Annotated in this window: 16 protein-coding genes; 9 read left to right on the top strand and 7 right to left on the bottom strand. The window is 44.3% G+C overall.

Annotation, left to right across the window (positions count from 1 at the left end):
- Positions 1–111: 111 nt before the first annotated feature.
- From SJY28_RS12260 to carA, 7 genes are all read right to left on the bottom strand, one after another.
- A complete protein-coding gene (locus tag SJY28_RS12260) occupies positions 112–984 on the bottom strand; it encodes a TIGR03915 family putative DNA repair protein (RefSeq protein ID WP_379544660.1) in 873 nt (290 codons plus the stop codon).
- Between the two features lie 76 nt (positions 985–1,060).
- Positions 1,061–2,329: a putative DNA modification/repair radical SAM protein gene (locus SJY28_RS12255; RefSeq protein ID WP_057760729.1), complete on the bottom strand. Its 1,269-nt coding sequence runs from the start codon at positions 2,327–2,329 to the stop codon at positions 1,061–1,063.
- A gap of 141 nt (positions 2,330–2,470) precedes the next feature.
- Positions 2,471–3,046, bottom strand: coding sequence for a hypothetical protein (locus SJY28_RS12250; protein ID WP_379544659.1), 576 nt, complete (start codon positions 3,044–3,046; stop codon positions 2,471–2,473).
- A 202-nt stretch (positions 3,047–3,248) separates the two neighbouring features.
- Complete coding sequence (locus SJY28_RS12245) at positions 3,249–4,142, bottom strand: hypothetical protein (RefSeq protein ID WP_379544658.1); 894 nt, start codon at positions 4,140–4,142, stop codon at positions 3,249–3,251.
- Positions 4,143–4,613: 471 nt separating this feature from the next.
- Positions 4,614–5,090: a transcription elongation factor GreA gene (gene greA, locus SJY28_RS12240; RefSeq protein ID WP_057760725.1), complete on the bottom strand. Its 477-nt coding sequence runs from the start codon at positions 5,088–5,090 to the stop codon at positions 4,614–4,616.
- Positions 5,091–5,420: 330 nt separating this feature from the next.
- Entirely contained in the window at positions 5,421–8,684 is a 3,264-nt protein-coding gene (gene carB / locus SJY28_RS12235; protein WP_102091162.1) for a carbamoyl-phosphate synthase large subunit, read from the bottom strand.
- 153 nt (positions 8,685–8,837) lie between these two features.
- Positions 8,838–10,079, bottom strand: coding sequence for a glutamine-hydrolyzing carbamoyl-phosphate synthase small subunit (carA, locus tag SJY28_RS12230; RefSeq protein ID WP_379544657.1), 1,242 nt, complete (start codon positions 10,077–10,079; stop codon positions 8,838–8,840).
- 502 nt (positions 10,080–10,581) lie between these two features.
- On the opposite strand from carA, the gene SJY28_RS12225 reads away from it, so the two are divergent.
- From SJY28_RS12225 to clpB, 9 genes are all read left to right on the top strand, one after another.
- A complete protein-coding gene (locus tag SJY28_RS12225; RefSeq protein ID WP_379544656.1) occupies positions 10,582–11,118 on the top strand; it encodes a gamma carbonic anhydrase family protein in 537 nt (178 codons plus the stop codon).
- Positions 11,119–11,275: 157 nt separating this feature from the next.
- Positions 11,276–11,977 (top strand): HAD family hydrolase, encoded by a 702-nt coding sequence (locus SJY28_RS12220; RefSeq protein WP_379544655.1) that lies wholly within the window; start codon positions 11,276–11,278, stop codon positions 11,975–11,977.
- Between the two features lie 125 nt (positions 11,978–12,102).
- Positions 12,103–13,198 (top strand): peptide chain release factor 2 gene (gene prfB, locus SJY28_RS12215; RefSeq protein WP_102078362.1). Its coding sequence is split into 2 segments (ribosomal slippage): positions 12,103–12,174 and positions 12,176–13,198, totalling 1,095 coding nucleotides; the frame shifts between segments, so codons are not numbered across the junction.
- 61 nt (positions 13,199–13,259) lie between these two features.
- Complete coding sequence (locus tag SJY28_RS12210; RefSeq protein WP_379544654.1) at positions 13,260–13,544, top strand: pyrimidine/purine nucleoside phosphorylase; 285 nt, start codon at positions 13,260–13,262, stop codon at positions 13,542–13,544.
- A gap of 210 nt (positions 13,545–13,754) precedes the next feature.
- Entirely contained in the window at positions 13,755–14,885 is a 1,131-nt protein-coding gene (locus SJY28_RS12205; RefSeq protein ID WP_379544653.1) for a DNA topoisomerase IB, read from the top strand.
- Positions 14,886–15,194: 309 nt separating this feature from the next.
- Complete coding sequence (locus SJY28_RS12200) at positions 15,195–16,916, top strand: AMP-binding protein (protein WP_379544652.1); 1,722 nt, start codon at positions 15,195–15,197, stop codon at positions 16,914–16,916.
- A gap of 72 nt (positions 16,917–16,988) precedes the next feature.
- The gene (locus SJY28_RS12195; RefSeq protein WP_379544651.1) at positions 16,989–17,780 is read left to right on the top strand and encodes an SDR family NAD(P)-dependent oxidoreductase; all 792 of its coding nucleotides are present in this window, start codon (positions 16,989–16,991) and stop codon (positions 17,778–17,780) included.
- A 111-nt stretch (positions 17,781–17,891) separates the two neighbouring features.
- Positions 17,892–18,473, top strand: a complete 582-nt coding sequence (locus tag SJY28_RS12190; RefSeq protein WP_379544650.1) for a murein L,D-transpeptidase family protein — start codon at positions 17,892–17,894, stop codon at positions 18,471–18,473.
- Between the two features lie 308 nt (positions 18,474–18,781).
- A complete protein-coding gene (clpB, locus tag SJY28_RS12185) occupies positions 18,782–21,379 on the top strand; it encodes an ATP-dependent chaperone ClpB (RefSeq protein WP_379544649.1) in 2,598 nt (865 codons plus the stop codon).
- Positions 21,380–21,466 lie beyond the last annotated feature (87 nt).

Raw genomic sequence — 21,466 nt, 5'->3', positions numbered from 1 at the left:
TGTCAGTTAAAAGCGATTAAAACTCAACCATCAAGATAAAAAGATAAGGTCAGATAGGTAGTTTTTAGACTATATAAGCGTAAGACGTGGATTAATAAACACCAAAAGCCATTAGCGTCGTTTTTGTAAATGCTCAGCATTGGGCAGTACTTGTTTTTCACTCAAGTATTTCCAGTAGCGCTGCGGGAAATATTGTTTATGTAGCTTGGGATTTTTGCGCTCTTTGATATTGACGTTGGTAAAGTAGCCTTGCCAGAATTTTTGATAGCGCTGCTCATCAGGACTATGGATGCTAGCAGGGTTGCGTAGTACCGCATCATCGAGGTCGGTGATGGTTTGCAGCTTTGCTGGACGTGATGGCGTGCTATTACTTTTATCATAATAGATGCCATAGCCTCGCGTTAGATCATAGATCGCCCAGTGCTGATCCTGATAACGTTGCCGAAAATGCTCTCCGATGAGTGGCAGTACATTAAAATCAGGCTCTACACGTGCAAAATAAATATCATCAGTCGTATGCTCAAAACGTACAAACGCCTCCATACGGTGTTTTTCGCGCCCAACAGATTTGACTGTTTGGACTAATTCGAGAACATTTAAATTACCCAAATCCTGCATGATTTGACGATTGGGATAGTCGATGGCGTATTTGACCACGCGGAACAATGTCGTACCGATATCGTCTTTCTCTGATAAAAAACCCCACAAGATATTTCGCATGCCTGAGCGACCCAGTAATGTATTTAATTTAACCAACACGCGCTCGGCTTTATCCTCATCGGTTGCCACGTTAGTCGCCTGAGCGATGAGTGATGGCACATAGCAATCTTGAGCGGTTAGCTTCAGTGACATATCGTTTTGTAGACGATTGGCATAGACATAAAACACCGCACTCAGCCAACCTTCAAAGCTAGGCTCATACAGTACAATGCTAGGCGTCAATTGACCAACAGCGTAAGAGTCGTTTTGCATAAGTGCTGACATGTTTTATCCTACATTTCTATCATAAATACAGTAGCGAGATAGCGACTTTCTCTAGCGCACACTATCTAGAGCCATTCTAGAATAAAGCCAACTGCCCAGTACGCTGATCGTTAAACTTGGTTTGTGTTTGAGCCAACACATACTGACGGAAATTATCGCGCGTTAAATGAGCAAGGTGTTCGTTTTTGCCAGTAGTCGCGATGAAGTATTTAGCACGGTTGACCGCAGCGCCCATCTTTTTTAGATGGTATAGCGTTAATTGATTGAACTTACGTGCTTTGACGATTTTCTTAGCAGTCTTTGTACCGATACCTGGGATGCGTACAATCATCTCATAAGTCGCTGTCTGGATATTGACTGGGAAATGCTCACGATGGCGTATTGCCCAAGCCAGTTTTGGATCGCAGTCCAAATCTAAAAATGGCGACTCCGGCTCCACAATCTCATGCGCACCAAAACCATAAAAGCGCATTAACCAATCTGCCTGATACAGACGATTCTCTCGTACCATGGGCACGGGCGTTCCAATCGCAGGCAAGCGATTATCAGAGAGCATAGGTACATAGCCTGAGTAATAGACACGCTTGAGATCATACGTTTTGTAAAAGTGACTCGACAGCTGAATCACCTGCAAGTCAGTCTCGTTACTCGCACCAACGATCATTTGGCTGGTCTGACCTGCTGGCGTGAACTTAGGCGCTTTCTTATGAGTCTTACGGCTTTCACGAATGGTGATGATTTCTTCTTTTACCGTCTCCATCGGTGCTTTTAATTGGTCATGTGATTTCTCTGGCGCAAGCAAAGCCAACCCTGATTTGGTTGGAATCTCGATATTGACGCTCAAACGATCCGCATATAATCCTGCTTCTAATAGCAGTTCCTTTGACGCACCTGGAATGGTCTTTAGATGGATGTAACCATTAAAGCGTTCGCGAGTACGCAAGAGTTTGGCGACTTCGACCAGTCGCTCCATTGTATAGTCGCCACTTTTAAAGATACCAGAGCTAAGAAATAACCCTTCAATATAGTTACGGCGATAAAACTGCATGGTTAAGTCAACGACTTCTTCGACACTGAACGCGGCGCGCGGCGTATCATTGCTTTTACGTGAGGTGCAATAAGCACAGTCGTAAATGCAGTGATTGGTCAAAAGAATCTTTAGCAGACTGACGCAGCGACCATCTTCGGTATAGCTGTGACAGATACCTGTTGCTGAGGCATCACCTAGTCCGCCGCCTTGGTTTTTGCGAGTACCAGCGGAGGATGAGCAGGAGACATCATACTTGGCAGCATCAGCCAAAATATTGAGTTTTCCCTGTAATCTTTCATAATTGATGTTTGCCATAAGTCGCGTTTTACCAATTAATTGATGAAAGACTATTTTACCAAAATTATCGCTAAGTCATTGTATTTATAGGTGAAGTTAGAATGATATGCGACAACGGTTGTCGTCACAAAAATCTGGACTTTTGGATATGGTTTGAATTTACATAAAGATTTTTTCAGCTAATAATCCAACCACCAATCCGCTAACAATACCTGCAATACCGAGTAGTAGGAGAGGAATGGCTAGTATCGTGAATATCTGTGCTTGGCTTTTTTGAATCTCAATAGAGTAGTGGTTTGAATCAATATTGGCCAACGGTATGGCGCCTCCTATCATTGCTTGAAATCTTGAGGTACTTGAACCTGGTCCTAGCTTTAATTCGTAGTGACCCGCTTCCGCCTTAAAAGTAAAAAGCTCCATTCTTCCAGTATCAAAATTGTTTGAGCGCGGAGACAGTATCGAGCGGTTAATCTTGATTTCTTTGTTAGTAGCGGTATTGAGAATATGTGGTCTAAACTGATACAGCGGCGTTTTTTTGAAGAGAGGGCCCTTGTGCCAGATTGCATAAACGCCAGGTTTTGAGACAGTAAAACTACCTGCATTATCGTTATATGGTAGTGTCAATAATATGACGACATTGAATGCATTGCTAAACAGTTTTATCGCTTTAAAGACAATAAATATGCCAATAAGAATAAGGATGAATAGAAGTATTCTAATGGACAGGATGCTCATTCTTCATCTGCCTTAGTGATAAAGAGCTTAATAATAACGTGGTATAGCCGATACAAGTACAAGGCTCATTTTTCGGATTAACAAACGTTTATTTATATCACAATAAGTTGGCTATTTCCCAAAATAAAGGTCTTGTAGACTAGATGACTAGTCCACAAGACCTTTTATAAAATTTAGAATTTATTAAGTTCTATTACTGTATTTACTGAACCTTCGCACGTATTACCACGGTTTTGGCTGCATTGGCATCAAAGTTCACCAAGTTCCATTTCAGACCAGAGTAGTTTTCTTGGACAACCACAGTATTGCCAACCTGCTGAATGGTTTGATAGCTATCGCCACCCGTTGTCGCAAGCGTCGGCAGAGGACTATTCAACGAGACTAACTGGACGCCACTTGGTAATGAGATCATGGCGTTGATGTCATTGACTGGCTGTGCCGTGGTATTGGTGTACGTGGTGTGATACTCGATCACATCACCAGGGGCAATATGATTGGCAGGGACGGCAACTTCACGTCCATCAGCATTTTTTAGAATTTTCATGACTTTGGTGTTGGCATTGACTACGCCAGGCGTGCTAAAAGTCGGGGTCAGTTGCAACGTATCCAAAGTTGTCGTCGTTGTCGTTACTTGATTGGTCACTGGCTGCTGCATAATCACTGGCGGGGTGACGTTGGTTGCGACAGGTAGTACTTGCGTCACGCTGCTGGCAGGCGTGGTAATCACATCTACTTTAGTGACCTTATTGGTAATAGAGTTAGTCACTGGTACGCTAGTAACGGTCGTCGTACCTTGGACAATAGGAGACTGACGCACGACATAGCGTGGCACAGTGGTCACCTGAGTTATCGCGTACGGCATACCATCTTGCATGGTGATACCGTTTGGCGTCGCCGTAATAGTAGCAGTTTTGCCATCAGAGTATTGCTCGACCACCGTGGTGCTACCGCTCGCAGATGAGCTAATAGCAATCTCAGGGGCAGCATTGGCAGATGATGCGGCCAACATGATACCTGCTAGCATTGCAGACATAGCTGCATTTTTTGCCATAGTCGTTTTAGTAGTTAATGCTTGAAAACTATTGTTCGTAATCATAAAAGACTCCTCAAAAATAATAGTAAGTAATACAACAATAGATAATGCTTAGATAAACAAAACCCCCGCTAAATGACACCGAAAAATATGCCAAATAACGAGGGTAGTAGTGCTGATATTAGCCTATGTATGCGATCAGACCATCATTATTTTTAGTAAGAGCGCAGCAGTGCTAACTTGTATAAAAGCTATTCAATCTTAACTATTTCTTATTGAATAAACTGAATATTGAAGCTGTTGTGCGCTCAAACTCAAATAATTATGCGCCAAAACAAATCATGGATAAAAGCAGCATTGTGTAACCGAAACGGTATAAATGCTATCTATGTGTAGTACAGCTTTCATCTATGGAGTCGCATAACTAAGTAGCTAGGCGCAATCATTGTCATCGAAGCTGCTATCTAAAAGTCATTTTTCAAACTGTCTACAATTGAGAGTATCAAAATTCTAGATTAGAACGCAGTGTAGCTATTAGTCGTAAATGACTTTCATAACTTCATATTCAACGACGCCCTTTGGCGTTTCGATGCGCACTTCGTCGCCTTCGAATTTACCAATCAGACCACGAGCGATTGGTGAATTGACTGAGATTTTACCAGCTTTAAAGTCAGCCTCATCATCGCCAACGATTTTGTATTGTTTCTCTTCTTCGGTGTCCATGTTTTCAATCACGACGCTGACGCCAAACACGATACGGCCTTCTTTTGGCAGTGTCGAAGGATCGATGACTTGAGCGCCACCAAGTTTGGCTTCGATATCACGAATACGTGCTTCACAAAAACCTTGTTGCTCACGGGCAGCATGGTATTCAGCATTTTCTTTCAAATCGCCGTGTTCGCGTGCTTCAGCAATCGATGCTGTGATGCGTGGACGGTCGACACTTTTTAGCTGTTTTAATTCGGCTTCTAAAGCCGCGTGTCCTTGCGGAGTCATTGGGTAACGTTGCATGTTTTTTCCTTAAACCAATAACACCACACCACCTCATAATGAGATGGTGTCAGTGTTGTTGCAATGGATATAAAATATAAAAGAGTGATAATTAAGACGATGTAATGAACAAGTTGGCTATCATTTATGAGTGTATCTCACCTCAATTCAAGCATAGGCGCACTTAAGCTTACGTAATAAAAAGCATAGTCGCAATTTAGCCACTATGCTTTTTAGGTCTATCACGGTAAAGGTATCGTTCCTCAAGCATGGTTGGCTATATTTAAAGCAAACAACGATACTTGAGTGAGCTTTTAGGCAAGCCTAACGGTTATGCTTAATCTACTGAAATTATTCAGCCACGTCAATAGACTTTGCTTGCTCATGCAAATCTTGTAACTTATAGACATCAAACGGTAAGTCAATCGCATAAGATTTGCAGACGGCATCAGCGGCACCTAACGTGGTGACGTAGAATACTTTGCCCTGTAGCGCACTGCGGCGAATAGAGAACGAATCCTCTTGAGCTTGCTTACCTTCAGTAGTATTGATGATAAGGTCGATTTTGCCGTTTTTCAAGGCATCAACGATATGCGGGCGACCTTCAGTAACTTTGTTGATTTGCTGACTTTCGATACCAGCGTCGCTCAGTACTTTTTGCGTGCCAGTGGTCGAGACAATCTTAAAGCCAAAGTCTGCAAGCTGACGAGCAATCGGAGCGATTTGGGCTTTGTCACTGTCACGAACTGAGATAAAGACCGTTTTTGTTTCGCCTTCAGTCGGTAGACCTGGCAGACGCTCGTTACTACCGATAATGGCCTTGTAGAATGCTTCGCCAAAGGTTTTGCCTACGCCCATAACTTCGCCCGTTGATTTCATCTCAGGACTCAAGATTGGGTCAACGCCCGGGAACTTAGCAAATGGGAACACCGCTTCTTTGACCGCATAGAATGCTGGGACAATCTCAGTGGTAAAGCCTTGGTCTTTAAGCGAAGTACCAGCCATACAGCGCGCTGCAACCTGTGCTAACGAAGTACCGATACACTTAGAGACGAACGGTACTGTACGTGCAGCACGTGGGTTCACTTCTAGGATATATACCGTTTCGCCTTTTACCGCGAACTGTACGTTCATTAGACCGATAACGCCTAGCTCTTTTGCCATAGCGACCGTCTGTGCACGCATCACGTCACATAGCTCTTTAGACAGTGAGTATGGTGGTAGTGAGCATGCTGAGTCACCTGAGTGAACGCCAGCCTGTTCGATATGTTGCATAATACCGCCGATAACGACATCAGTACCATCACATACACAGTCTACGTCGACTTCGATAGCATCATCTAAGAAACGATCTAGTAGGACAGGCGCTTCGTTCGATGCTTGTACCGCAGTACGTAGGTAATGTCTTAGCTCGTCTTCGTTATAGACGATTTCCATCGCGCGGCCACCTAGTACATAAGATGGACGTACAACCAATGGATAGCCTACATCTTTTGCTTTAACCAAGCCGTCTTCTAAGCTGGTCGCTAGAGCGTTTGATGGCTGTACTAAATTCAGCTGCTGAATCATGTGCTGGAAGCGTTCACGATCTTCGGCACGGTCGATTGCATCTGGGCTAGTACCGATGATTTTAACGCCTGCTGACTCTAGTGCGCGTGCAAGTTTCAATGGTGTTTGACCACCGAACTGGACAATCACACCATCAGGATTTTCGATACGAACGATCTCTAGCACGTCCTCTAATGTGATTGGCTCAAAGTATAGACGGTCAGAAGTGTCATAATCGGTTGAAACCGTTTCAGGGTTACAGTTGACCATGATGGTCTCGTAACCATCTTCACGCATAGCAAGCGCTGCATGCACACAGCAGTAATCAAACTCAATACCTTGGCCGATCCGGTTAGGGCCGCCACCGATAACCATGATTTTCTTTTTGTCTGTTGGGTTTGCTTCACATTCGCTATCGTACGTTGAGTACATATAAGCCGTGCTAGTAGCAAACTCTGCGGCACAGGTATCGACACGCTTATAGACTGGATAGACGTTTAGATCCCAACGCTTCTTGCGAAGTTGCTTTTGTGAGATACCAAGCAATTTAGCCAAACGCAAATCTGACAAGCCTTTACGTTTAAAGCTACGTAGATTTTTCTCGTTCAAGCCGCCAAAACCAAGTGATTTTACAGTGGCTTCTGTTTTAACGATGTCTTCTATCTGTACTAAGAACCATGGGTCAATCTTGGTAAAATTAAACACTTCATCGACACTCATACCGACGCGGAATGCATCAGCAACGTAGTAGATACGCTCAGGTGTTGGAATGGTTAGGCGGTTGATAATTTCGCTACGCGCTTTTTCGGCGCTTACTTTTGATAAATCAATTTGCTCGTCAAAGCCATCCGCACCTGTTTCCATGCCGCGCAATGCTTTTTGCATTGACTCTTGGAAATTACGACCGATCGCCATCACTTCACCGACCGATTTCATCTGAGTCGATAGGATATTGTCTGCTTGTGGGAATTTTTCGAAGTTGAAACGAGGTATCTTGGTCACGACATAATCAAGCGCAGGCTCAAAGCTGGCTGGCGTTTTGCCACCAGTGATGTCATTTTGCAATTCATCTAGCGTGTAACCAATGGCCAGTTTCGCTGCGATTTTGGCAATCGGGAAGCCAGTGGCTTTTGAGGCTAGGGCAGATGAGCGTGATACACGTGGGTTCATCTCAATGACGACCATACGACCAGTATCAGGATTGATACCGAACTGTACGTTTGAGCCGCCCGTTTCTACACCGATCTCACGCAGTACTGCTAATGACGCATTACGCATGATTTGATATTCTTTGTCGGTCAAGGTCTGTGCTGGCGCGACGGTGATTGAGTCACCGGTATGCACGCCCATTGGGTCAAAGTTTTCGATGGCACAGATGATGATGCAGTTGTCGTTTTTGTCACGAACCACTTCCATCTCATACTCTTTCCAACCGATCAATGACTCATCGATAAGCAGTTGATGGTTTGGAGACAAGTCAAAACCGCGCTCACAGATTTCAATGAACTCATCACGGTTATAAGCGATACCACCGCCTGAACCGCCCATTGTAAATGATGGACGAATGATACACGGATAGCCCATTTTTTCTTGAGTCGCAAAGGCTTCTTCCATGGTTTCAGCCGTTTCAGCGCGAGGGCACTCAAGGCCAATACGCTTCATGGCTTTATCAAACAAGTTGCGGTCTTCTGCCATCTCGATTGAGTCTTTGGTCGCACCAATCAACTCACAGTTATACTTGGTCAATACGCCGTGCTTATCTAGCTCTAGCGCACAGTTTAGTGCTGTCTGTCCGCCCATCGTTGGCAAGATTGCATCTGGACGTTCTTTGGCAATGATTTGCTCAACGGTTTGCCAAGTAATCGGCTCGATATAGGTCGCGTCAGCCATGACAGGGTCGGTCATGATGGTCGCAGGGTTTGAGTTGACCAAGATGACGCGGTAGCCTTCTTCTTTTAGTGCTTTACACGCCTGTGCGCCTGAATAGTCAAACTCACATGCTTGGCCGATGACGATAGGGCCTGCGCCAATGATAAGAATGCTTTTTATGTCGGTACGTTTTGGCATAGTTAGAGCTACCTTCGTTTGGGTGATAATTTGAGTAATCTTTATTTTTGATAACGCTCATGGCGTTTTATGCTTGCAGTGCTTTATTTAGTGCCGCTTGAACCGCTATGGACGATTCAAACGTTTACTTATTATTTAATTATAATCAACCGTTTACGCTTGGGCAGTTTTAGACTGCTCCATCATATCCGCAAACTTATCAAACAATGGCGCGCAGTCATGTGGACCAGGGCTGGCTTCTGGGTGACCTTGGAAGCTAAATACAGGCTTATCGGTCAGCTCGATACCTTGGTTGGTACCATCAAACAGTGAGCGATGGGTAGATTTAACGTTGTCAGGTAGCGTGTCTTCATCAACCGCAAAACCATGGTTCTGACTGGTGATCATAACCGTGCCAGTCGCCAAATCTTGTACTGGATGGTTGGCACCATGATGGCCAGTTTTCATTTTGATAGTATTTGCACCGCTAGCCAAACCAATCAGCTGATGACCTAAGCAGATGCCAAACGTTGGGACGTCAGTTTGTTCAATGATGTGACGTACCGCATCGATTGCGTAATCACAAGCTGCAGGATCGCCAGGGCCGTTTGATAAGAAGATGCCATCTGGGTTCATTGCTAGCACATCTGCGATAGGGGTCTGTGCTGGTACAACCGTTACGTGACAACCGCGGTCAACGAGCATGCGTAGGATGTTTGTTTTGCTACCGAAGTCATAAGCGACGACGTTGTATTTAGAATCGATGTGAGTGCCGAGTTGCTTAAAGAAGCCGCCAGTACCGCTATCATGACTACCAGGGATATCACGGTTGAGTAGGGTGTCTGATAAATCCCAAGTGCCCGCTGTCCACTCGAAGTTCTCTTTAGTGCAGCATTCTTTTGCCAAGTCCATGCCCTTTAGACCTGCAAAACCTTTTGCTAATTCAATCGCTTTTTGCTCATCGTCACTGCTGATAGTCTCGCCGTTTGAGGCAGTCATGATACAGCCGTTCTGTGCACCTTTATCACGTAATAGACGTGTTAGCTGACGCGTATCAATTTCAGCGATAGCCACTGTCTCATTACGCTGTAAATAGTCGCTAAGTGACTCTGAGTTACGGAAGTTAGAAGTTGCCATGGTGGCATCACGGATGATAAGACCGTCTGCCCATACTTTGTGACCGTTGCCAGATTCTGTGTCCTCGCTATTGGTGCCTGTATTACCGATATGAGGGTAAGTCAAAGTCACCAGTTGGCGGGCATAACTTGGATCGGTTAGGATTTCTTGATACCCTGTCATGGCTGTGTTAAATACCACTTCACCAATACGATGACCTAGGCTGCCGATACTGACACCGCGAAAAATTGTACCGTCTGCTAGTGCCAAAATTGCTTGTATTTCTGCCGATGAATTCAAGGATTGCCTCCGCTGTTATTGGTGAGTGCCATCATGTTTTGTTGGACTAAAACTGCTCCGTATCCTTTTATTTACGGCATTTGACTGTTGTCATATAAAAGTAAAAAAAGGGCGATACACAAAAATTTTCCACAAAAAAGCGAGAAGACATTATTGATGAAAACTACAAAACCCACTAGATAGTGAATAGGTAACTTGCATCATGTCCGCTCGCTTAGGCACAGATTTTGCGTATTATATACAAAATAGAAGGTTATAGCTAGCCGATTTACTGGATTAATAGTCATTTCATGGCTAATAATGAGGACTTTATAAAGATATTGACTTTATAAAATAGCCTAAGCAGATATTGACTACTTTCTCTTTTATCGAATTCGACATCAAGCGTGTATTAATAGCGCTGGATTTTCGCAGTTGGCTTTGCCACAATGGACAGCGCAGCGCTAGACCCAATTTTTATAATCGTTTGTTATAACAATAATGAAGATGACAAGGAGTCGTTATGATTTATCAGTATTTAGACAAAACCCCTGAGTTTGCTGCACCGTTCAACGGCTGGGTAGCAGACTCAGCGCAAGTGATGGGCGATGTGTATTTAGGCCATCAGGCCAATGTGTGGTTCGGTGCAGTGATACGCGGTGACAACGATCGTATCCATATCGGTGACTATAGTAATGTGCAAGAAAACAGTGTGATTCACACCGATGCAGGTATTGAGGTGAAAATCGGTAATTACGTGACTATCGGTCATCTGGCTATGCTACATGGCTGTGAAGTCGGTGATAACAGCCTAATAGGCATTGGCGCTGTGGTGCTTAACAATGTCAAAATTGGTAAAAACTGTCTGATAGGGGCGAAAGCCTTGATTACTGAAGGTCAGGTTATTCCTGATAACTCGCTAGTGATGGGCGCGCCTGCAAAAGTAGTCAAGACACTGACCGATGAGCAAGCAGCGATGCTAAAAATGTCAGCGCTACATTATGCTGAGCGTTGCCAGAAATTTAAAACAGGCTTAACAGAAATCGCGATGCCTGACTAAAGGTAAATAAACGAGCTAAGTTTAAATAGATAGACGATAGGGCGCATACTTATTTCATTGATAGACTGTTCAATTAATACGGTCAGCCTTAAAGCATAACGTACCCAATTTTATTAAATAATTCATATTTTTTCGCAACCAATGATAAGGTCTCACCATGCAGGCAAATCAAGCACAAACACAACAAAAACAACTGGCATTATTTGATTTAGATCATACATTACTTGATGTCGATAGCGATTATCTCTGGGGTGAGTATATCGTAAAGCATGACCTTGTCGATGAGGCGCAGTACCGCACTGCCAATCAGAAATTTTATAATGATTATATCGAAGGCACGCTAGACGCGACAGAGTACAATGAATTCGTCGCGCAGTTTTTAAGAAGTCTGCCGCTTGACAGACTTGATGAGCTAAGAGAAGACTATATCAAAAGCGAAATTGAGCCACATATTCGCCCAAAAGCAATGGAAGCGTTGTGCCAGCATATTGAGCAAGGGCACGATGTAGTGATTATTTCTGCGACCAATGATTTTGTGGTATCGGCCATTGCCAAGCGGTTTGGTATTGAAGCTGCCAATGTATTGGCGACGCCGCTCGAGATCAAAGACAATCGCTATACAGGTAAGCTAACTGACAGACCAAACTTCCAAGCGGGCAAAATATACCATTTGGATAAATGGCTAAATAAACAGCAAGCCTCTGGTATCACGTTTGAAAAGACGTACGCGTATTCAGATTCCAAAAATGATATTCCATTGCTCGAATGGGCTGACGTGGCCGTTTGTGTATCACCTGATGATGCGTTACATGCCCATGCCTTGGCACATCGCTGGGCAGTAGAAGATTGGTCAATCTAGATTATTTAATCTAGTAATAGTAGCAACATTAGCAATAGTGATAATTAGCGAACCATTTAGCATCAATCTCATTTAAAATAGCGTCACATTCGTTATTTATTTTTATTAGAAAAACAGGAATATTTATGGAAATCAATCCGTATCAAGAGCAAATTAAAGACTTATCAGAGCGTGGGCAGGACTTGCGGAGGTATCTTTGACTTCGATGGTAAGCAAGAGCGCTTAGAAGAAGTCAATTTAGAGTTAGAAAACCCCGAGCTATGGAACGATCCAGAGCGCGCGACCAAAATTAATAAAGAAAAAAGTCACCTTGATGGTGTCATCGATGTGGTGGTTTCTCTTGAAACCACACTAGAAGACGCGTCTGCCATGCTAGAGCTGGCAGTCGAAGCAGAAGATGAGTCATTGCTAGCTGATGTACAGAGCGAGCTAGATAGCGCTGAGAAACGTGTTGCTGATTTAGAATTCCGCCGAATGTTTAGCGGTGAGATGGATCCAAATAACTGCTACTTGGATATTCAGTCAGGCAGTGGCGGTACTGAAGCGCAAGATTGGGCTGAAATGCTACTACGCATGTATACGCGCTGGGCAGAAGCACATGGTTTCAAAGTAGATGTGATTGAAGTGTCATCAGGCAGCGTGGCTGGCATTAAGTCGGCAACCATTGAGATTAAAGGCGATTATGCGTTTGGTTGGTTGCGTACCGAAATTGGCGTTCACCGTTTGGTACGTAAGTCACCATTTGATAGTAATAATGGTCGTCATACGTCGTTTGCTGCGGTGTTTGTCTCGCCTGAGATTGACGACAACGTCGAGATTGATATCAATCCAGCGGATTTGCGTATCGATACCTACCGTTCATCTGGGGCGGGTGGTCAGCACGTAAACACGACAGATTCTGCGGTACGTATTACCCATGAGCCGTCGGGCGTGGTAGTGACCTGTCAGAATGAGCGTAGTCAACATGGTAACAAAGCCACTGCGATGAAGATGCTACGTGCTAAGCTCTATGAGCTTGAAATGCAAAAACGTATGGAATCACAGCAAGCAGTCGAAGATGGCAAGTCTGACGTCGGTTGGGGCAGTCAAATTCGCTCTTACGTGCTCGATGACTCACGTATCAAGGACTTGCGTACGGGTGTTGAAACCTTTAACACTGGTGCCGTACTAGATGGTGACCTCGATCAGTTTATCGAGGCGAGTCTAAAAGCAGGACTGTAAAAGGCCGTTTTAAATAAGCAGCCGTTTTAAAATAGTAACCAATATTTAATTAAGGAAAATTATGCCAAGCGTTAATAATTATTTTGATGATAAAGTGACTTCTATTGCTTTTCAAACGGCTACCAAGCCTGCGACTGTCGGCGTCATGGAAATTGGTGAGTATGAGTTTGGCACTAGTGAATTTGAAACCATGAGTGTGGTGAGCGGTGCATTGACTGTTAAGCTGCCAGAGAGTGATGAGTGGCAAACGTTTAACGCTAGCGAGCAATTCACGGTTGAAGCCAATCAAAAATTTCAAGTAAAAGTTGATGTCGAAACGGCTTATTTATGTCTGTACGGTAAATAATTACTTTTAAATTGAAGTAGTATAAAAACGAAAAAAGCCAAGTATTTTATGCTTGGCTTTTTTTGTGCGTCATATTTCAAATGAATTGTAAGCTATTATCCTGAAAACTATGTTTTACACAGCATTACACTTTGTCTGTGCCAAATAAACAGCAAAAATTATTGTCATTAATTATGCTGAAACCATGAATTCTCAAAGGTGTATGACTTTATGGCAAAGGTAACAGTAAAGGCAAGCGAGCAAACAATTACCAAAGACGTGCGTCATGATTACGAGCATCTCGCACGCCGTGCCAATTTACGTTATGTGAGTGACGATGAACCAGGCTACGAGCGTAGACGTTGGGGTCGCGGCTTTACTTATCGTGATGCAACGGGCAACACGGTCAAAGACAAAGCATTGCGTCAGCGTTTTGATGCATTGGTGATACCGCCCATGTGGTCAGAGGTCTGGATATGCCAAGATGAAAGAGGCCATCTGCAATCAACGGGGCGAGACGAAAAATCGCGCAAACAGTACCTGTATCATCCGTCATGGAACAATATCCGTGACCAAGCAAAATTTGATGCGATGATAGGATTTGCAGAGGCGCTGCCCAATCTACGCGCGCAGGTGGAGATAGATTTGAAAGCAAAGTCCTTATCACGCATCAACGTACTCGCTGCCGTCATTAAATTGCTAGAGACCACTTTGATTCGTATCGGTAACAGCCGCTACGCCAAGCAAAATAAAAGCTATGGTCTGAGTACGCTACGCAGCAAGCATGTTAGTGAAACCGACAATGGACTGGCGTTTGATTTTGTCGGGAAAAGCGCGAAAGAGCATCACATTGAACTGCAAGACGAGCGATTGATTGATATCGTGCAAGCCTGTTCTGAGCTGCCAGGCTATCAGATATTCAAATATCTAGATGACAACGGACATAAGCAAGTCGTCGACAGTAGCGATATCAATGATTACTTACGGATGCATACGTGCGGCATGGACTGTGAAAGCAAGCTGTACAGCGCAAAGGATTTTCGCACATGGATGGCCAGTGTACTCGCGGCAAGCTATCTATATGATGAGCTACAAACGACGGCAGGCGCTAGCATACTAGCCAGCGCACCAGAAAGCGCTGAGCGACAGCAACTAATTACTGATATGGTAAAAAGCGTGGCAGCAGAGCTGGGCAACACACCAACCGTTTGCCGTGCTTCTTATATTCATCCCATTGTCATTGAGCGCTTTTTGGCAGGGCAATTCTTTGAGGCTTACAAACAAGCACGCCGTGGTCGAACCAAAAAATACCAAAGCTGTGAAGAGAAAGCGTTGTTAGGGTTTTTAAGAGCTGATGTTTAAGTGTGAGGTTTTAGATAATAATATTGAGGTGTTAAGTCTTTAATAGGAAATCGATAGTATGTGGCAGTACTTTGGCTATTGACTGTAGGTGTCTTCGCGGACTTATAGCGAATTAATGATAATTAGTTATAGATTATCTCTATTTCTATGAAATAAAAATGATACGTTATGTATTGAAATAAACGTAGAAATGCGTTACTAATAGAGCATGATAAGTACGAACCTATGAAACGGTCTATAGGATGTGACCGTTTTTTCAATCATAAATACCATTTTACCAATTACCTGCTATTGCTAAAGGATTAGCTTATGAACACCACCTCTCAAACTCCGACGAATATTGATACAGATACTACCGTTACATCAAAAAACTATACCGATTACTATAATAATTTTGATATGGATACACTGCTGTCAGAAATCTTTGACGAGCAGGTGGACGATCGACTAAATGCTTATATGGCTTGCTGTGGTCGACATGTACGTGATGGCCGCGCTGACAATGCTGCGCTAGTACACGAAGACACGGCAGGCAATGTAACGCGCATGAGTTTTGGTGAGCTTGACAAAGCAAGTGCTCAAATCGCTAACTTACTACAGTCGTATGGGGTAAAAGCGGGCGACAAAGTAGCGACTATGCTACCGCGCACGCCCGAGCTGCTAACCGTTGTATTGGCAACATGGCGTATCGGAGCCGTATATCAGCCGCTATTTACTGCTTTTGGTTATGACTCAATCAAATATCGGATGGATAAAGCCGATACCAAAGTCATTTTTACTAATTCGGAGAATCGCGGCAAGTTTGAAGACTTGGCTGAGCAAACCAAAATGGTGTTGGTCGGTAGTACTGAGGATGCTCAGACATGGGGTGACGATCACTATATCCAGTCTATGGAAGCACAGTCGCAAACGATTGAACCAGTAACGCTCGATACAGATGCGCCGTTTTTGCAAATGTTTACCTCTGGTACGGTTGGTAAATCAAAAGGGGTCAGCGTTCCATTGGCTGCATTACCTGCTTTTTACCTATATATGCGTTATGCCATCGATCTACGCGAAGATGATCAATATTGGAACATGGCCGATCCAGGCTGGGCATATGGCTTGTACTATGCCATTACAGGGCCGCTGCTATTGGGCATCACCACTTATTTTAATGAAGCAGGATTCGATGCGACCAATACCCGTGACTTTATGGTGCGTCACAAGATTACCAATTTGGCCTCTTCGCCAACTGCATTTCGAATGATGAAATCTAGCGGCGTATTTGATAATAAAGACGACAATGACGATGATCTTGAAGACAACAGCACCAAACTCGCTTTACGCTGTGCCAACTCGGCAGGGGAGACATTGAATACCGAAGTGGTCAACTGGGTCGAAACCTATCTAGAATGCCAAGTCAAAGACCAGTATGGGCAAACAGAAACGGGCATGACTTGCTGTGCACATCATGCACTGGCGCATGACTGTCCTGTTGGTTCGATGGGTATGGCGCTCCCAGGTCATACGCTAGTCGTACTAGATGATGATATGAATGTATTACCGGATGGTGAGCAAGGGCAGCTAGCAGTTGTGGTCAATCAGTCACCTGCGTTTTATTTCCGCGGTTATAGCTGGAATGAAAAACAAGCCTTTGTAGATGATTACTATCTGACAGGCGACGTGGTCGAGCGTCATAGTGACGGAAGTTACTGGTTCTCAGGCCGTGATGATGACATCATTATTACTGCAGGTTACCGCGTAGGGCCTACTGATGTCGAAAATACCGTCTTAGAGCATGAAGCAGTAGCAGAGTCTGCGGCGGTAGGCGTGCCAGATGAAGTGCGTGGTCACACTATTAAGTCTTATGTGGTGTTAAAAGAGGGCATCGAAGGCAGTGAGCAAATTGCCAAAGAAATCCAAGAGCTAGTACGCAAACGGCTATCCACTCATGCTTATCCGCGTGAGGTTGAGTTTGTGACCGAACTGCCGAAAACGCCAAGTGGCAAGATACAACGCTTTTTGCTGCGTAGTCTGTCTGCTGCATAAATGAGTTGGTAAAGTGTCTATAAATCTAATAGAAAAGTACCTAATAAGAAGCAAGAATTTAAAGGAATAATCATGCAAGTTAAAGAAAACAGCTTTTTGGTCACTGGCGGTGCATCAGGTTTGGGAGAGTCAGTGGCTCGGGCGATTGTCGGTCAAGGCGGTAACGTCGTTATCGCTGATTTAAATGAGTCAGCTGGGCAAGCATTGGTCGCTGAATTGGGTGATAGTGCGCGCTTTGTGCGCTGTGATATCACTAACGGTGATGAAGTACAATCAGCGGTCGAAATGGCAGAGTCAGCTTTCGGTGGTTTGCAAGGTTCAATCAACTGTGCTGGTATCGTAGTGGTACAAAAGCTGCTAGATCGCGATAACAATCCAGCAGACCTTGAGGCATTTAGCCGCGGGGTCAATATCAATCTGGTCGGCTCATTTAACGTTGCTCGTTTGGTTGCTGCTAGCATTGCCAAGCGCATAGCTAATGAGAGCGATGCAGGCGACCATGTAGAAAAGAATGCAGATCAAGGCATTATTATTAATACAGCGTCTATCGCAGCCTTTGACGGTCAAGTAGGTCAAGCCAGCTATTCTTCGTCCAAGGCAGGCGTGGTCGGTCTGACCTTGCCACTTGCTCGCGAGCTGGCACGTCATGGTATTCGCGTGATGACTATCGCACCAGGCGTCTTTGCTACGCCGATGATGGACAGTATTCCTGACAAAGCTCGCGAGCAGCTAGAAGCAGGTGTGCCATATCCTAAACGTTTAGGCGCTCCCAGTGAGTTTGCCAAATTGGTCACTCACATCATCGATAATGCTTACCTAAATGGTGAAGTCATCCGCTTAGATGGTGCGATTCGCATGGTATAGCAGTCTAGTGAGTGATTCATCACTTTTGCACAAAACGTATCTACAGAGTCTGGCATAGTGCTTTGATACATATGATTAATGACAAAAAATTAATTGTGGGAATCAGAGTCTATGCCATTTTTTTATAAAAAATCTTATCCATCAAATGAGCAGCGCACACCTTGGTTGCCCGTTATCATTGGTCTTAGTCTGACTGTTATTGTAAGCACCAGCGCTATTGCTTATGTCAAAAGTACCTCAAAACCCGAAAACCCCATTCCTCCTTCTATAATCATTGATAGAGTCTTCGTCGACAAATCAGATCGAATCTTAAAACTGATGAGCGATGGTAAAGCCATTAGGTCGTATCGTATTGCGCTAGGGGGCAGTCCATCAGGTCACAAGCAACAAGAAGGCGACCAGCGTACGCCCATTGGGATTTATACATTAGACTATAAAAACGAGAACTCTATTGCCCATCGCTCTATCCATATTAACTATCCCAATGATGAAGACAAGGCGCGAGCAAAGTCAATAGAGGTCAATCCAGGTGGCGATATCATGATTCATGGGCAAATGAATGGCTTTGGGTATTTGGCATTGTTTAATCAAAGACGTGATTGGACAGATGGTTGTATCGCTGTTGCCAATGATGAGATGGATGAAATTATGGATGCAGTGACACTTGGTACTCCTATCGAAATCGTGGAGTAGAATAGTCGGATTATTATCTAATCTATACTAAATAGATGCATTATTCATTACCGTATTTAATGGAGATTTATCTTTTACTTGCATTGATAAAATGGCGTCTTTATCTTTTCATGGCTTTTAAATGATGTTAATAACCCATTTAATTATTATTAATAATAAATATCATTGTTTTAAGTAAGGTTTTATTTGGTAATCGTCTTGAAATAGGTGTATATATACCTTATATAAGTGACAGATACCAGTAGGCAGTAAACTAAGATAATCCTTAGAGGTGCTACTGAGAATACCAATTATAAAAGGATATAGACATGAGATTTGAGAAGTTTACTCAAAAACTGCAGTCCGCCATTCAAGAAGCACAGAGCCTAGCATTAGGTCGCGATCATACAGGCATTGATCCTGTGCATTTGCTTGCCGTGTTGTTACAAGATGAGTCTAATTTATCGATATGCCAACAAGCAGGTGCTTCTATTCCAGCGCTAAAAAATGGCGTTGCTAAAGCTCTAGATAACCAGGCGACCATTTCGGAGCCGACAGGTGACGTCAATCTAAACCCAAACTCAGTCAAAATCTTGAACTTGGCAGATCGTCAGGCGCAAAAAGAAGGCGATGATTTTATCGCGACGGAATGGGTGATGTTAGCACTCGCTGAGCAGGGCGAAACCAAAAAGATATTTGAAAGTGCTGGCGTGACGGCAAGCAAACTAAAAGCGGTAATTGAGCAATTGCGCGGTGATGATACAGTGAATAACCAAAACGCAGAAGATCAGCGCGATGCGCTCAACAAGTACACGATTAACCTGACTGAACAAGCAGAGCTTGGCAAGTTAGACCCAGTCATTGGCCGTGACGAAGAGATTCGCCGTACTATTCAGGTGCTATCACGCCGTACCAAAAATAACCCTGTGCTCATCGGTGAGCCGGGCGTTGGTAAAACAGCTATCGTCGAAGGCTTGGCACAAAAAATCATCAATGGTGACGTGCCAGAAGGGCTACGCCGTAAAGAAGTACTGTCGTTGGATTTAGGTGCGCTAATCGCCGGGGCAAAATTTCGCGGTGAGTTCGAAGAGCGCCTCAAAAGCGTATTGAGCGATTTGGCCAAACAAGAAGGCAACGTTATCTTGTTCATCGATGAGCTGCATACAATGGTTGGTGCGGGTAAGTCTGAAGGTGCGATGGATGCTGGTAATATGCTAAAACCTGCATTGGCACGCGGTGAGTTGCATTGTGTCGGAGCGACGACGCTTGATGAATACCGCAAGTACATCGAAAAAGATGCAGCGCTTGAGCGTCGTTTCCAAAAAGTGCTGGTCGATGAGCCAACGGTCGAAGATACCATTGCGATATTACGGGGTCTAAAAGAGCGTTACGAGCTGCATCACGGCGTCGATATTCAAGACAGTGCTATTATCGCTGCTGCGCGCATGAGCCATCGCTATATCACTGATCGTAAGTTACCAGATAAAGCGATTGATTTAATTGATGAAGCGGCCAGTCGTTTGCGAATGGAGATGGATAGCAAGCCTGAATCATTAGGTAAGCTCGATAGTCGCTTGATTCAACTAAAAATGCAGCGCGAAGTACTCAAAAATGAAGAAGATGCTGGCGCGCAAGCCGAGCGTAAAGTGCTCGATGCGCAAATAGCGGAATTGGAAAAGGAGTATGCTGATCTCAACGAGGTTTGGCAGGCAGAAAAAGCACTGGTCAAAGGCAGTCAACAGCTAAAAGACGAGTTGGATAAAGCCCGTATTGCGTATGACAAAGCTAGCCGCGAAGGCGACTATGAGACCATGAGTAAGCTGCAATACGAAACCATTCCGCAGTTAGAACGACGTATTCATGAGTCTGACTTGGCTGAGCAAAAAGAGCAGACAGGTGAAGGTAGCGGTGTGAAATTGCTGCGTAATAAGGTGACAGACAACGAAATCGCCGAAGTCGTTGCAGCCGCAACTGGTATTCCAGTCAGCAAAATGATGCAAGGTGAGCGTGATAAGATGATCGCAATGGAAGAAAAGCTCCATGAGCGTGTCATTGGTCAAAACGAAGCGGTCGAATCGGTGGCCAATGCGGTACGTCGCAGTCGTGCAGGTCTGTCTGATCCCAACCGTCCATCTGGTTCGTTTTTATTCTTGGGACCTACTGGTGTTGGTAAAACTGAGCTGACTAAGTCACTAGCAAACTTCTTGTTTGACTCTGAAGATGCGATTGTACGTATCGACATGAGTGAGTATATGGAAAAACACAGTGTCAGCCGTTTGGTAGGCGCGCCTCCAGGTTATGTCGGCTATGAAGAAGGCGGTACGTTGACAGAAGCGGTACGCCGTAAACCGTACAGCGTCATATTGTTCGATGAAGTAGAGAAGGCGCACCCTGATGTGTTTAACATCTTACTGCAAGTATTGGACGATGGTCGCTTAACCGATTCGCAAGGTCGGGTGGTAGATTTCAAAAACACCGTGATTATCATGACCAGTAACTTGGGTTCGCATAAAATTCAAGAGATGGTTGGTGAGAGCTACGAGGATATCAAAGCGGAAGTAATGGATTCTGTTGGGCAGCATTTCCGTCCAGAGTTCGTCAACCGTATTGACGAAATCGTGGTCTTCCATCCGCTTGGTATGTCGCAGATGGCAGGTATTGCGGATATTCAATTGGATCGATTACGTCAGCGTATCCAAGAGCGTGAGATGGATATTGAGCTGTCAGCAGATGCGATGAATAAATTGGTTGCCGTGGGTTATGACCCTGTTTATGGCGCTCGTCCTTTGAAGCGTGCCATTCAACAAGAGATTGAAAACCCATTGTCATTGAAACTATTAGCAGGTGATTTTGTCGCTGGTGATATTATCAAAGTCGATGTGGGTGCCGATGACAAGCTAACTTTTGATAAGCTTAGAATGAGCTAATCATATTGGCTTTGACGTCTTTATAACCCAACTGTACGCTTAAAATAACCCCCTTATCTACAATCGTAGGTAAGGGGGTTTTATTTA

This window comes from Psychrobacter sp. R86515, from assembly GCF_042466315.1.
Lineage (GTDB): Bacteria > Pseudomonadota > Gammaproteobacteria > Pseudomonadales > Moraxellaceae > Psychrobacter.
Note: the sequence above shows the minus strand (reverse complement) of the source record. Positions and strands in the feature narration are given on the sequence as shown.

Bases quoted from the DNA above. Each gene is read 5' to 3' on its own strand.
- SJY28_RS12210 (WP_379544654.1), top strand. From the start codon at position 13,260: ATGCCAAGCGTTAATAATTATTTTGATGATAAAGTGACTTCTATTGCT.
- carB (WP_102091162.1), bottom strand. From the start codon at position 8,684: ATGCCAAAACGTACCGACATAAAAAGCATTCTTATCATTGGCGCAGGC.
- SJY28_RS12200 (WP_379544652.1), top strand. From the start codon at position 15,195: ATGAACACCACCTCTCAAACTCCGACGAATATTGATACAGATACTACC.
- SJY28_RS12190 (WP_379544650.1), top strand. From the start codon at position 17,892: ATGCCATTTTTTTATAAAAAATCTTATCCATCAAATGAGCAGCGCACA.
- SJY28_RS12205 (WP_379544653.1), top strand. From the start codon at position 13,755: ATGGCAAAGGTAACAGTAAAGGCAAGCGAGCAAACAATTACCAAAGAC.
- SJY28_RS12220 (WP_379544655.1), top strand. From the start codon at position 11,276: ATGCAGGCAAATCAAGCACAAACACAACAAAAACAACTGGCATTATTT.
- clpB (WP_379544649.1), top strand. From the start codon at position 18,782: ATGAGATTTGAGAAGTTTACTCAAAAACTGCAGTCCGCCATTCAAGAA.
- greA (WP_057760725.1), bottom strand. From the start codon at position 5,090: ATGCAACGTTACCCAATGACTCCGCAAGGACACGCGGCTTTAGAAGCC.
- SJY28_RS12255 (WP_057760729.1), bottom strand. From the start codon at position 2,329: ATGGCAAACATCAATTATGAAAGATTACAGGGAAAACTCAATATTTTG.
- SJY28_RS12260 (WP_379544660.1), bottom strand. From the start codon at position 984: ATGTCAGCACTTATGCAAAACGACTCTTACGCTGTTGGTCAATTGACG.
- SJY28_RS12245 (WP_379544658.1), bottom strand. From the start codon at position 4,142: ATGATTACGAACAATAGTTTTCAAGCATTAACTACTAAAACGACTATG.
- SJY28_RS12225 (WP_379544656.1), top strand. From the start codon at position 10,582: ATGATTTATCAGTATTTAGACAAAACCCCTGAGTTTGCTGCACCGTTC.
- SJY28_RS12195 (WP_379544651.1), top strand. From the start codon at position 16,989: ATGCAAGTTAAAGAAAACAGCTTTTTGGTCACTGGCGGTGCATCAGGT.
- SJY28_RS12250 (WP_379544659.1), bottom strand. From the start codon at position 3,046: ATGAGCATCCTGTCCATTAGAATACTTCTATTCATCCTTATTCTTATT.